At 50.7% G+C, this 13,427-nt stretch carries 10 protein-coding genes; 7 read left to right on the top strand and 3 right to left on the bottom strand.

The annotated features are described in order from the left end of the window. Positions 1-4: 4 nt before the first annotated feature. The 5 genes from BUB59_RS06365 (at position 5) to uca (ending at position 6,576) form a co-directional block, all read left to right on the top strand. Positions 5-721, top strand: a complete 717-nt coding sequence (locus BUB59_RS06365; RefSeq protein ID WP_073227253.1) for an urea amidolyase associated protein UAAP1 — start codon at positions 5-7, stop codon at positions 719-721. Positions 722-740: 19 nt separating this feature from the next. Next, complete coding sequence (locus tag BUB59_RS06360; protein ID WP_073227250.1) at positions 741-1,385, top strand: urea amidolyase associated protein UAAP2; 645 nt, start codon at positions 741-743, stop codon at positions 1,383-1,385. A 16-nt stretch (positions 1,386-1,401) separates the two neighbouring features. Next, positions 1,402-2,043 (top strand): DUF1989 domain-containing protein, encoded by a 642-nt coding sequence (locus BUB59_RS06355; RefSeq protein WP_073227246.1) that lies wholly within the window; start codon positions 1,402-1,404, stop codon positions 2,041-2,043. Between the two features lie 9 nt (positions 2,044-2,052). Beyond that, positions 2,053-2,883, top strand: coding sequence for an alpha/beta hydrolase (locus BUB59_RS06350; RefSeq protein ID WP_073227243.1), 831 nt, complete (start codon positions 2,053-2,055; stop codon positions 2,881-2,883). 93 nt (positions 2,884-2,976) lie between these two features. Beyond that, a complete protein-coding gene (uca, locus tag BUB59_RS06345) occupies positions 2,977-6,576 on the top strand; it encodes an urea carboxylase (protein WP_073227240.1) in 3,600 nt (1,199 codons plus the stop codon). 150 nt (positions 6,577-6,726) lie between these two features. Here the strand turns inward: uca and atzF are convergent, their stop codons facing one another. Next, positions 6,727-8,535, bottom strand: coding sequence for an allophanate hydrolase (atzF, locus tag BUB59_RS06340; protein ID WP_073227238.1), 1,809 nt, complete (start codon positions 8,533-8,535; stop codon positions 6,727-6,729). A 277-nt stretch (positions 8,536-8,812) separates the two neighbouring features. On the opposite strand from atzF, the gene BUB59_RS06335 reads away from it, so the two are divergent. Both BUB59_RS06335 and BUB59_RS06330 read left to right on the top strand, forming a co-directional pair. After that, the gene (locus BUB59_RS06335) at positions 8,813-10,120 is read left to right on the top strand and encodes a Na+/H+ antiporter NhaC family protein (RefSeq protein WP_073227235.1); all 1,308 of its coding nucleotides are present in this window, start codon (positions 8,813-8,815) and stop codon (positions 10,118-10,120) included. A 5-nt stretch (positions 10,121-10,125) separates the two neighbouring features. Beyond that, a complete protein-coding gene (locus BUB59_RS06330; RefSeq protein WP_073227232.1) occupies positions 10,126-10,740 on the top strand; it encodes a class I SAM-dependent methyltransferase in 615 nt (204 codons plus the stop codon). Positions 10,741-10,865: 125 nt separating this feature from the next. On the opposite strand, the gene BUB59_RS06325 is transcribed toward BUB59_RS06330, so the two are convergent. Together BUB59_RS06325 and BUB59_RS06320 are read right to left on the bottom strand one after the other, a co-directional pair. Next, positions 10,866-11,795, bottom strand: a complete 930-nt coding sequence (locus tag BUB59_RS06325) for an alpha-E domain-containing protein (RefSeq protein WP_073227229.1) — start codon at positions 11,793-11,795, stop codon at positions 10,866-10,868. Between the two features lie 9 nt (positions 11,796-11,804). Next, the gene (locus tag BUB59_RS06320; protein ID WP_073227226.1) at positions 11,805-13,298 is read right to left on the bottom strand and encodes a circularly permuted type 2 ATP-grasp protein; all 1,494 of its coding nucleotides are present in this window, start codon (positions 13,296-13,298) and stop codon (positions 11,805-11,807) included. Positions 13,299-13,427: the final 129 nt, after the last annotated feature.

Raw genomic sequence — 13,427 nt, 5'->3', positions numbered from 1 at the left:
AAATATGTCTGAATCTAAAGTCTTACTTGAAAAAACAATTGCTGGTGGCTGGAACTATTCCCGTATTGTGAAGAAGGGCCAGAAGATTCGCCTGACCGATATTGAAGGCGGCGCCAATGCAAGCGTCATGTGCTATAATGCCAAGAATATGACCGAACGTTTTAATCTCGGTGATACTCTGAAAATCCAGCACATCTGCCGCATCGCCAAGAACTGCTGCCTCTATAGCGATATGGGCCGCATCCTTTTGAGCGTTGTAGAAGATACCGTTGGCTGGCACGATCCTCTGTGCGGCTGCACTCATGCAAATCTTATCAAGGAACGTTTTGGTGAACAGACTTACCAGGCTTCCCACAACGATTTCTTCCGTAATGGTTACGATTCCCTGCTGGTGGAAATCGGCAAGCATGGCCTGACCAAGCGTGACTTTACTGAACTTGTAAACTTCTTCAGCAAGGTGGTTGTAACTCCCGATGGCAAGATGACCTTCGTAGAGAACAACTCCAAGGTCGGTGACTATGTAGAGCTCCGTGCCGAAATGGATACCCTTGTTGTGATTGATACTGGTCTTCATCCTCTGAACCCCACTAAGGAATACCTGCGCAAGCCTGTTAAGGTTGAACTCTTGACTTGCGATGATTCTACTGCTGAAGATCCTTGCTTTACTTGGTGTCCGGAAAATGGCCGCGGTTTCATTAACACTGCAGACTATAACCTTTAATTTCTAGGAGGACTAAAAAATGTATACAAAATATCTCGAAAGCTCCCTGAAAGAAGAAGATGCTGTTTATGTTGAAGACGTGCCGGCTGGTGCTGGCTGGCTTCACCTGATCAAGAAAGGTCAGACTTTTAGAATCCTGGACCTGAAGGGCAACCAGGCCGTAGATACGCTTTTCATTAACGCAAACGATCCTTCTGAACGTTACAGCGTGCAGCAGACTGTTCAGCGTCAGGCTAACTGCCTGGTAGGCGTTGGTACCAAGCTTTATTCCAACGATGACAATCCTATGCTTACTGTTGTTGCCGATACTTGCGGCGACCATGATACTCTGGGATCTGCCTGCTCTTGCGAAAGTAATACTTGCCGCTATTCTCTGGACAAGCGTTATATGCACGCCTGCCGCGAATCCTTCCTGAAGGTCTTGCTTGAAACTCCGGATTTAGACAAGCGTGATCAGGTGAACAACTTGAACTTCTTTATGTACGTGCCTTTTGATGAACGGGGCAACCTGAACTTTGCCGATGGTATTTCTAGCCCGGGCAAGTATGTAGAAATGAAGGCTGAAATGGATGTATATGCTGTGGTGAGCAACTGCCCCCAGCTGAACAATCCCTGCAACGCCTACGATCCCACCCCCGTTCGCATGATTATCTGGGACGCATAAGAGGAACGAGGTCATTATGAATTCCAAACTTCTTGAAAGTTCCCGCAAGGTCGAAGATGCTGTCTTCGATGTTACGGTGAATGCAGGTGACGGCTATATGCTGCCCTTGAAGAAGGGGCAGATTCTACGCTTGATCGATGTTTGCGGAAACCAGTCCGGTGACGTGCAGATTTATAACCAGCGCGATAAAACCGAACGCTACAATGCCAACAATACCATAACCGCCCAGGCCAACACCATGATTGAGTTGGGTACGGTTATTCGCAGTAACCTGAACAATCCTATGTTGACGGTGATTGCAGATACTTGCGGTGAGCACGATACTCTTGGCAGTGGCTGTTCTGCAGAAGGGAACTGTGTGCGTTATACGGATAAGACCCGTTATATGCATAGCTGTCGCGACACTTTTGTGCGTACCTTGCAGAACTTTGGCATGAGTAAGCGAGATCAGACTTGCAACCTGAATTTCTTTACCAAGGTTATTCTGGATGACACTGGTCGCCTGGAATTTGCCGATGGTATTTCGGGGCCGGGCAAGTACATTGACATGCGTGCCGATATGGATGTGCTGTTCTTGCTGAGCGATTGCTCCCAGCTGAATAACCCTTGTAATGACTATAACCCCACTCCCATTCGTATGGTGGTGTGGGACGCATAAGAGGGACTGATGAGCGAACTTGTTTATCGTGGCTTTACCCAGGCGGAACTGGATGCTGGTTACGACAACTCCAATGCGGTTGCCGATAGCGCATTGCTGTTGAAAGCTTTTGACAATCGTAGCGATATGATTGCAAAAGAATTCGTTGAATTCATGCATCTAACCTATGGGAACGGGACTCGAAACAGGTTCGACTATTTTAGCTGCGGTAATCGTAAGGCTCCGCTGTTCTTGTTCATTCATGGTGGCTATTGGCAGATGCGCTGCAAGGATACTTTCCGTTTCCTTGCGAGGGGTCCGCTGGCCAATGGCTTTAATGTGGCCAATGTTGGCTATACCTTGGCTCCCGAAATGTCTTTGACGGGAATCATTTACGAAATTCGGTTGGCCATAAAGGTATTGCGCAGCCGTGCCGATGAATTGGGTTTTGATGCTAATCGCATTTATGTTTCGGGCTGGTCTGCTGGGGGCCACCTTTGCGTTTCTGTTCTTGATGAAACAGGGGTGCAGGGCGCATTGGCCATTAGCGGCATCTACGATCTGGAACCGATTTCCAAAAGCTACCTGAATGAAAAATTGAAATTGACTTCCGACGAGGTGATTCGCCTGAGCCCTGCTCGCGTGCCGCTGGTGAGGAAGCCTGTTGTCATTGTTTCGGGAAGTGATGAACTTCCGGAACTGCGTCGACAGAGTCTTGAATTTGCAACTCTCAGAGCTGCAGAACGTGTACCGGGAACTTATTCCCTGCTAGAGGGCCATAATCATTTTTCGATTCTTACCGAATTGGAAAAAACTAATGGCGCTCTTTCCCGGATGCTTTGCATGATGGCGGGGAAGTAATTGTTGTGTGGAAATTCCGCGGCGTTCGAGTGAATGCAAGGCGGGTTCCGAATTAGGACGCGAAAAATCGCGTGACTGAAAAAGGAACAAGAAATGTTTAAGAAAGTACTGATTGCGAACCGTGGCGAAATTGCTTGCCGTGTCATTCGTTCTCTAAAAGAAATGGGCGTAAAGTCCGTGGCGGTCTATTCCGATCCCGACGAAACTGCTGCCCATGTTTTGATGGCTGATGAAGCGGTCCGTGTTGGCCCTGCCGCCGCCAAGGATAGCTACCTGAATGTGGACGCCATCCTAGCTGCCATTAAGCAGACCGGTGCCGAAGCCGTTCACCCGGGTTATGGTTTCTTAAGTGAAAATGCAGAATTTGCAAAAATCTTGGAAGAAAATGGCGTTGCCTTTATTGGCCCCACTCCCAAGCAGTTGATTGAATTTGGTTTAAAGCACCGCAGTAAGGAACTGGCCGAAGAATTTGGTGTTCCCCTGGTTCCTGGTACCGGCCTTTTGAATAGCGTTGATGAAGCTGCAGAAGGTGCTGGAAAGATTGGCTACCCCGTCATGCTCAAGAGCACTGCAGGCGGTGGCGGCATTGGTATGGCTATTTGCCACAGCGAAACTGAACTCCGCGAAAGCTATGATCGTATTAAGCGTCTTAGCGAAAACAACTTCAAGAACGCAGGACTCTTTGTAGAAAAGTATGTGGAACGTGGCCGCCACGTAGAAGTCCAGGTTTTCGGTGATGGTGAAGGTAATGCCGTTGTTCTCGGTGAACGCGATTGCTCCGTGCAGCGCCGTAACCAGAAGGTTGTTGAAGAAACTCCGGCTCCTTGCCTTCCGCAGGCTACTCGTGAAGCCCTCCATGCTTCTGCCCTCCGCCTGGTACAGGGTGTTCAGTACCGCTCTGCAGGTACCGTTGAATTTATTTACGATGCCAAGGATGACAAGTTCTACTTCCTGGAAGTGAATACCCGTTTGCAGGTGGAACATGGCGTCACCGAAACGGTGTTCGGTGTGGATCTGGTGCGCTGGATGATCGAACAGGCCGCAGGGAGACGCCCCTTCGAAATCGGTGCCCAGTTTACCCCCAAGGGCCATGCCATGGAATTTCGCGTATACGCCGAAGATCCGGGCAAGAACTATCGCCCCTCCAGTGGCCTGTTGACCGAAGTTTCCTTCCCCGAAGGCATTCGCGTAGACACCTGGGTTTCTCGCGGTACCGAAGTCAGTGCCTTCTACGATCCTCTGTTGGCAAAGGTGATTGTGGCCGGCGACGATCGCGACGACAACATTGCCAAGGCTCGCAAGGTTTTGGAACAGGTCAAGCTCTGTGGTTTTGAAACCAACATCAAGCTTTTGCAGGATGTCCTTGAAATGGAAGACTTTATTAACGGTAAGGTCTCTACCTGGATCCTGAACGATTACAAGTACGAAAACAAGATTTTTGAAGTGCTGGCTCCGGGCCTCCAGACAACCATCCAGGATTATCCGGGTCGTTTGAATCTGTGGGATGTAGGTATTCCTCCTAGCGGTCCTATGGATAACTACAGTTTCCGCCTTGCCAACAAGATTGTGGGTAACGCCGATGACGCCGCCGGTATCGAAATGACTCTTTCCGGCTGCTCCCTTGCCTTCCATACCGATACGGTGATTGCATGGGTGGGCGGTGATTTCCCTGCAAAGCTGAACGGTGCTGCATGCTCCAAGAACACTCCTGTTGAAGTTCACGATGGTGATGTGCTGAAGTTCGGTATTACCAAGATGGGTCAGCGTGCTTACCTGGCTATTCGCGGTGGTATTGACGTTCCCGATTATCTGGGAAGCAAGTCTACCTTTACCCTGGGCGGTTTCGGTGGACACGGCGGTCGCGCTTTGGCTGCTGGCGATATCCTCCACATTGGTAACGCCATTGCTACAGAACCTGTGGTTCCTGCAGAAGCCGCTCTTCCGCAGATTTCTACCCAGTGGGAAATTGGCGTGATGTACGGCCCTCATGGTGCTCCTGACTATTTGACTCAGGAAGACATTGATGAATTCTTTGCCGCTAATTGGGAAGTTCATTACAACTCTTCTAGAACTGGCATTCGTTTGATTGGACCTCAGCCCAAGTGGGCTCGCCCCGATGGCGGTGAAGCAGGCCTTCATCCTTCCAACCTTCACGATAACGCCTACGCCATTGGTACCGTAGACTTTACTGGCGACATGCCCATTATTTTGGGCGTAGATGGCCCCAGCCTGGGTGGCTTTGCTTGCCCTGTTACCATCGTTTCTTCTGAACTTTGGAAGATGGGTCAGCTCCGCAGTGGTGACCGCGTCAAGTTCGTTCCCCTCACTGCCGAAAGCGCCGAAGAAATTCGCTTGGCTCGTGAAGCAAACCTTGCAAATGTCGCTGCTGCTTCCGCTGCAATTCCTGCTTTGGTTGCCGCTCCTGTGGTCACTCCCATTATTGCCGAATTCCACAAGGATAGCGCCGATGAAATGGATCACATCGTTGTCCGCGCCGATGGTGACAACTATGTGCTGGTTGAATTTGGCCCTGCCATTATTGACCTTCGCCTCCGCTTTACCGCTCACGCCTGGATGCTGGCTGTTAAGGAACAGATGGCCGACCTGGTCATTGACGTTACCCCGGGTATTCGCTCTATCCAGATCCATTACGATATTGCAAAAATCCGTCAGGGTGAAATGCTTGCAAAGCTTGCTGACCTTGCCGAACACCTGAAGAAGAACAAGGTCACCAAGGTTCCCACCCGTACAGTTTACCTGCCCCTTTCTTGGGACGACCCCCAGACTCGCGTGGCTATCGAAAAGTACGTGACCACCGTTCGCCCCGGTGCACCTTGGTGCTGCCCCAACAACATCGAATTCATCCGCCGCGTTAACGGCCTGGATTCCATTGCCGATGTGAAGAACATTGTCATGAACGCCGATTACTTGGTCATGGGCCTGGGCGACGTTTATCTGGGCGCTCCTGTGGCTACTCCGCTGGATCCTCGCCATCGTCTGGTGACCACCAAGTACAACCCGGCTCGTACCTGGACTCCCGAAAACGCTGTGGGTATTGGCGGCGCATACATGTGCGTCTATGGCATGGAAGGTCCCGGCGGCTATCAGTTCGTTGGCCGTACCGTCCAGATGTGGAATCGTTTCAAAAAGACAAGCGACTTCACCTTGCCTTACCTGCTCCGCTTCTTTGACGTGGTCAAGTACTACGAAGTGGGTGCCGATGAACTTCTGCAGATGCGCAAGGATTTCATCGCTGGCAAGTTCCACGTAAAGATCGTGGAAAGTTCCTTCGACATTACCGAATACGAAAAGTTCCTGGCAGATAACGCAACGACCATCGATGCCTTTGAAACCAAGCGCAAGAACGCCTTCGAAGAAGAAAAGCAGCGTTGGATTGCAAATGGTCAGTTCACTTTCGAAAGCCATAGCGCTGACGCAGCCCCCGCTGCAGAGGTGACCTTGGCCGACGGCGAAGAAGGTGTGTACAGTCCTGTGGCTGGTTCCCTCTGGAAGCTAGTTGTTTCTGAAGTGGGCGCCAAGTTCAAGGCTGGCGATACCCTGGCTATTTTGGAAAGTATGAAGACCGAAATCCCGGTGGTTGCCGACGAAGACGGTGTCGTTACTCAGGTCTTTGGAAAGCAAGGTGGCGAAATCCGCTCCGGTCAATGCCTCTTTGCCGTAAAGCCCATGTAATTACCGCGCGGTCTCCCGCGCATTAGAACTCCACATAACAAGATGCCCGTCTCGATGGAATTCGAGGCGGGTTTTCTGTTCTGCCGAAACATCAAAAAAACTGCTCCGAAGAGGAACAGTTTTTTGTTGTGTGGTTTGTACTATTAGATTTTATTTGTGGATGTACTTACGCCAATCTCCGAATTCCGAAATGTCGACAGCGGCACCGCCAAAGGCCATGACCGAGATGGTGCCGTCGCCAATGAATCCGGGGACCACGCGACCGTCGGAAAGCTTGATCTTGCCGATTCCCAGGGGGGCAGGAATAGCGGCGGCGAACTTGCCGAATTCCTCGGGGGTGAGGGCGTAAAGTTCTACGTAGAAACTGCTGTTGCCTGCGATCATGGCTGGCTTTTGAATGTTGCCGTCCTTGAAGGCGTACATCTTGTATTCCGGGGCGGTTTCGGTGGCACCCAAGAAGTCGGCGGTTTGCAATTGATAGTGTAGGGGTTCGCCCTTCAGGTGGGCTCCGCAAACTGCCAGGGGAATCTTTTCGCTAAGGAAGGGGGTGACCTTTTCGGCCACATCCAAAAGCTTGAAGTCGTCAAAGGCATGGCCTACGATGGTAACGCCAAAGGGCAACTGGATGGAACCTGTGTCGGTGCTGGAGTCCTTGCAGGTGGCCATGCCGGCGGGGATGGCCAGGGCGGAATAATCCAGCAGGTTCATGTAGTTGGTGTAATAGCCCAGGTTGCTGTTCAGCTTGATGGGGTCGGCGTTTACTTCTGCGGTCTTGTAGATGGTGCCTGCGGTGGGGGTGAGCAAAACGTCCACCTTTGAAAATTCAAGGTCGGCAATTTTCTTCTTGGCTTGCAGGGCGTGGAATCCGGCGAAAACTTCGGAGGGGTGGGGTGTTGTTTTGGGGCTAATGATTTCCTTGGTGACGGGGAAGATTTCGTCGGGATGTTCTTCGATGAACTTGCCCACTGCATCGTAACGTTCAAAAACCCAGGGGCCTTCGTAAAGCAGGCGCGCTGCTTCTAGGAATGGAGTAAAGTGGATGGTGACCTTGGTGCCGCCTGCTTTTTCAAAAGCTTCCACGGCGCGGTAGAAGGCGGCCTTGTAACCCTCGTTTCCAAAGAAGTTCAGCTCGCTTTCTTCGGGGACACCGAAGGTCCAGTTTTCGGGGAGGCGGGCTGCGGAGCCTGCGCTGTCCGAAGCAGAGTTCCACGGAGCTTCGCGGGAGTAGGCGTCTTCGGAATCTTCGGCACCGGCGATGTTCAAGACGTAGCGGGCGTCGCTATTGTCCAATGCAAAAATGCTAACGCAGTCTAGGCTACGGCAGGCGGGAATCACTCCGCTGGTGCTAAGCAAACCGCGGGTAGGCTTCACGCCTACAAGCTTGTTGAAGGCGGCGGGGACGCGGCCGGATCCTGCCGTATCTGTGCCCAGCGAAAAACTGCAAAGCCCATAAGCCAAGGCGGCTGCAGAACCGCTGCTGCTTCCCCCAGAAACATATTCCGGGGCGTAGCGGTTAGGGATGCTTCCGTAAGGGGAGCGCACGCCCACCAGGCCGGTGGCGAACTGGTCCATGTTGGTTTTGCCCATGGGAATGGCGCCAGCTTCAATGAGGCGCTCTACCACGAAGGCGGATTTCTTGGGCATGTAGGCGTAGGCGGGGCAGGCGGAAGTGCTTTCCATACCTTCGCAGTCAATGTTGTCCTTGATGGCGAATGGAATGCCGAATAGGGGCTTGTCTGCGGGAATCTTGAAACCTGCGGCGCTCCTTGCGCGGTCGGCAACGTCTTCCAAAGCGGTCAAATATTTTTCCAGTTGTTCCTTGCTGGTCTTTGCAATCCAGATTTCCTTGGGAGCCTTTTCGATGGCATCGCGGAGGTTTTGTACAACTTCACGGGGAGTGATTTCGCCCTTTTCATAAGCAGAGCGGAGGCTTGAAATTCTAAGATCAAGTTGTGCCATAGCGGACTCCTTGCAGGGTGCGGCCGGCTGCAGTCTTCCTGGCGTCTCGACTCGAATTAAACTTTGTAAAGTACTTTTATAAAGTAGCACTGTGAATCTTTTTTGGCAATAGAAAACTGCATGTTTTTTTAGAAAACTGCAGAAATGCAATGCATAAAATGTAAAGGGTTACATATAGTGAAAAACTTGCGTAAAAAGTTTTGGAATGGATTACAAAATGATTTTTCTACCTTTGATAAGGTTGTTGACAAAGTCATCAATTTTGGGATTTAGAAAAATGGAAATTGCAATTCTTTTAACATTCTGCATTGCACTTTTTGCGTCGCTGTTTGCGGGCGTGCCTTTGCTGTATGCGTTGCTGTTTGGATTGCTGCTTTTTGCTGGTTATGGCGTGCGATTCCGCGGCTGTGGCGAAACTTTGAAAATGTGTTGGAACGGCATCAAGACGACCCGCGGCATTCTGCTGTTGTTTGTTCTGCTGGGGCTCTTGACCTCCATGTGGCGAGCTGCAGGTACTATTCCCGTAATCGTGAGTTATGCGGTAGAACTGATTCATCCGTCAAGCTTTATTCTGTTGACCTTCGTGCTGAATTCCGCCATGTCCCTCTTGACGGGAACGGCTCTGGGGACTGCGGCAACCATGGGTGTTATTTGTGCTACTATCGGGCGTTCCATCGGGATGGATAGCACTGCGGATTCTGCGTGGATTGGTGGCGCGGTTCTGGCGGGCGTATACTTCGGTAACAGAATTTCGCCCATCTCTTCTATGGCGCTCTTGACGGCGGGCATAACCAAGACGGATATCTATCAGAACATTCGCGGCATGGTGCGTACGACATGGTTGCCTTTCCTGCTGAGCTGTGTAGTTTATTTTGTGGCGGGAATGAAAGGTGGTGCTGCCTCTGCTGCGAATGCTGTTGCTGTCCCAAATGTGGCTGAACTTTTTGCCAAGGATTTTTCTCTTTCTCTCTGGACCTTGATTCCTGCGGGGGTAATTATTGCCCTTTCCATTGCTCGTGTACGAACCAGTCTGGTTCTTTTGTGGAGTTCTATTTCCGCATTTATCCTAGCGCTTGTAATTGAAAACCAAGGTGTAATGGAACTGCTGAAGGCATTAGTGTTCGGCTATAAAACCTCCGTGCCGGAAATTGCGAAAATGGTGAACGGCGGCGGTTTGCTTTCCATGGTGAACGTGTTTTTGATCGTGGTCATCGCGGGCTGTTACGGCGGCATTTTCAAGGGTACGCCTTTGCTGAATCCGTTGAAGTCGAAAATCGAAAAGCTGTCCCAAAAGACTAATCCTTTCGTTGCTACTTTGGCTTGTGCCTGCATTACTTCTTGCGTAGTTTGCAATCAGACTCTTACCATCATTTTGACCAATCAGATGAGCGAAAATCTGGGGGCGAAAAATCAGGCTTTGAACCTTTACGATACTGCTGTAACGGTAATCGCATTGGTTCCCTGGTCTGTGGCTACCGTGATTGTACTGAATGCTGTGCAGGCTCCCAACAGTGCCGTACTTTGCGCCTGCTTCCTGTATCTGGTGCCTGTTTGTAGGGTAATTTTTAATCGCCAATCAAAATAAAATCTATGTCCAAGTTTTCGGAATATATCGGTAGTCAGTTTGGAAATCCTCGCGGGTTTGTGGGGCGGATTTGCACGATCATTATGAATGTGATTAACCAAGCCATGTACAAGAACGTGGTGGCTCTGGTGAAAGTGAATGCTGAGGACAATATTCTTGATGTTGGCTTTGGTAACGGTTATTTGTTGCAGCGTCTTTATCGCAAGCAGAAATGCCATATGTATGGCATTGACATTTCCGAAGATATGGTTGCAGCGGCGACAGCGCGAAATGCCTGTGCTGCAGGCGATGGCAATCTTTACTTGCAAGAGGGGGATTGCTGCGACTTGACTTTTGAAGACAACTTTTTCTCCGCCGTCACCTCCATCAATACGATTTATTTTTGGAACGATACAGTATGGGGCTTAAGCGAAATTCGTCGAGTGCTGAAGCCTGGTGCCACTTTCTATAACGTGGTTTATTCCAAGGAATGGCTGGACAAACTTTCCTATACTAAAAAGGGCTTTAAGAAGTTTGAACCCGAGGACTTGATAGCGCTGGGAAATAAAGCTGGCTTTGAGGATATAACCGTAAAGGAAATCGTCGAAGGCAGAAGCTTTGTGGTGATGTATAGGAAATAAGAAACGGCAGGGAAGTGCATTACCAAATCCCTGCCGTGGGCCTCGTGGACCCTAGGGGAAGACTGCCGAAAAGTCCGCCCCTATGTTGCTGTGTGGATCAGCAGATTAATGAATTCCGCTTGGAGCTAGCAGAAGAAATCCTTCCAGATTTGATTACCCAGCTCGTTCAGGCGTGTCTGAATTTTTTCGATACGTTCGTGAAGACCATCATTGATGATTTCGTCAATGGTGGTGAATGCCACATCGGAACGGAGCTTGCCCAACATACGGATGGATTCTGCATTGCTCTTTACGGGGAATGCAATATTCTTGAGAACTTGTTCCGCCTTTTCCAAACAGTAACGAAGGGAACGGGGGAAGTCTTCCGTAAGGAGGAGAAATTCCGCAACGTTATGGGGTGTTACGTTGGAATTGCGGCGGTGGAACATTTCGTATGCGCCCACGCTCTTAAGAACCGCGTTCCACTGCACCGTATCCATGGCCATGCCCACCATGCTCACATCCGGAAGGAGGATGTAGTACTTCACATCCAGAATTCGGGAAGTCTGGTCGGCTCGTTCCAGCAGCGTGCCTAGATGGGTAAAATTCCAGGCAACGTCATGATTCATGGTGCCCTGAATGATACCTGCGGTAAGCTGGCTGAATTCCTTCACGCTTCTGTAGAACGTGTGGGGAGATGCCAATACCTGCTGGGGCATATCAGGTTCGTTCAGTTTTAGGTAAAACTGGTTGATGGCTAGCCACAATTCGGAGGAAATTCTCTCGCGAACGCAGCGGGCGTTTTCGCGGGCGGCAGCCACACAAGAGATGATGCTGCTGGGATTTTCCTTGTCGAAGGTGAGGAACATCAAGGCGTTCTCGATAGAAACGTGAGCGTACTTCTTGAAGAATTCATCGGCGTTGCCGGCGGTCTGGATTACCGGTTCCCAGGGACGTTCTTCGCCAGGCAAGTCCAGCTGAAGCTGAAGATTCACGTCAATGCCGCGGGCGACATTTTCTGCACGTTCAATATAGCGGGCAAGCCAATAAATGGAATTTGCAACTCTACTTAACATGATTCTCTCCTATTGTTGCTGTTGTTGTTGTTCCATCCATTGTCTGGCCTGGCCGAGTTCTGGAGCCTTCTCGTTTTCAGCGATGACCCAAGTATCCTTACAGCCACCGCCCTGAGAGCTGTTCACCACGATGGATCCCTTGCGAAGAGCTACGCGGGTGAGGCCACCGGGAAGGATGTAGGTCTCCTTACCCTGTACAATATACGGGCGTAAATCTACGTGACGACCTTCAAAACCGCCATCCACAATGCAGGGCACACGGCTCAGGGAAATCATGGGCTGAGCGATGTAGTTACGGGGGTTTGCAATAATCTTCTGCTTGAAGGCTTCACATTCTTCCTTGGTTGACTTGGGGCCAACCAGCATGCCGTAGCCACCGGATTCGCTGGCTGCCTTCACCACCATGTTTTCAATATGGTCGATGACGTGCTGCATGTGCTTGGGGTTTTCGCAAACGAAGGTGGGTACATTAGGAATGATGGCTTCTTCGCCCAGGTAGTACTTGATGATCTGAGGAACGAAAGTGTAGATAGCCTTGTCGTCGGCCACACCGCAGCCAGGGGCGTTGGCGAGAGCCACGTTTCCAGCCTTGTAGGCTTCGATCAAACCGGGTACACCCAAGCAAGAATCCGGGCGGAACACCTGAGGATCCAGGAATTCATCATCCACGCGACGGTAGATTACGTGAACCTGCTTGAGGCCGCGGGTAGTACGTGCAAAGACCTTCTTGTCTTGCACTACCAAGTCGTCGCCGGTGACCAAGTCTACGCCCATCTGCTGTGCCAGATAGGAATGTTCGTAGTAGGCGGAGTTGTAGATGCCCGGAGTAAGCACCACCACTCTGGGATTTTCGACGCCTTCTGCCAAGTATTCCAGAGCCTTGCGGAGACGAGTGCAGTACTCATCCACCGGGCGGATGGAGCAGTGGCTGAAAACCTGAGGGAAGGTGCGCTTTAAAATCTGGCGGTTCTGCAGCACGTAGGAAATACCACTGGGACAACGCATGTTGTCTTCCAGCACATAGAAGGTGCCGTCGGTATCGCGTACAAGATCGGTACCGGTAATGTGTGCCCAGATTCCCTTGGGCGGCACAAAGCCTTCCATCTGGGGGCGGTAAGCGGTGCAGGTGTTGATGAGACTTTCAGGAACAACCTTGTCCCGTAAAATCTTGCGGTCGTTGTAGATGTCTGTCAAGAAGCAGTTCAATGCTTCGGTACGCTGCTTGAGGCCTGCTTCCAGATGCTTCCAGTCGGCGGCACTGACGATACGGGGAATGACATCGAAGGGGATAATCTTGTCCTTACCTTCCTTGTTTCCATAGACGGCGAAGGTGATGCCATTGTCGTAGAAAGCGGATTCTGCAACCGTCTGGCGACGCTGCAATTCACCTTCGGGAAGTTCGTTGATTCTGGTAATCAACGGCTCTGCCGCCGGGCGGGGAGTCCCATCAGGAAGGCAAAGCTCGTCGTAGAAGCCTTCGGTATTGTAGTTTCCAAATTTCATGTTCTGTTTTTCCTTGTGTGTTTTTCCGTACTATGTCATCCTCGCGAAGGCGAGGATCTAGCGTTGTTTGTTTTGTTCTTTCTATTCAGCCTTTGTTTTTAATTCTTTTTAGATTCTTCGACTTCATCG

This window comes from Fibrobacter sp. UWEL, assembly GCF_900142535.1.
Taxonomy (GTDB): domain Bacteria; phylum Fibrobacterota; class Fibrobacteria; order Fibrobacterales; family Fibrobacteraceae; genus Fibrobacter.
This window is presented reverse-complemented; position numbering and strand designations above follow the sequence as displayed.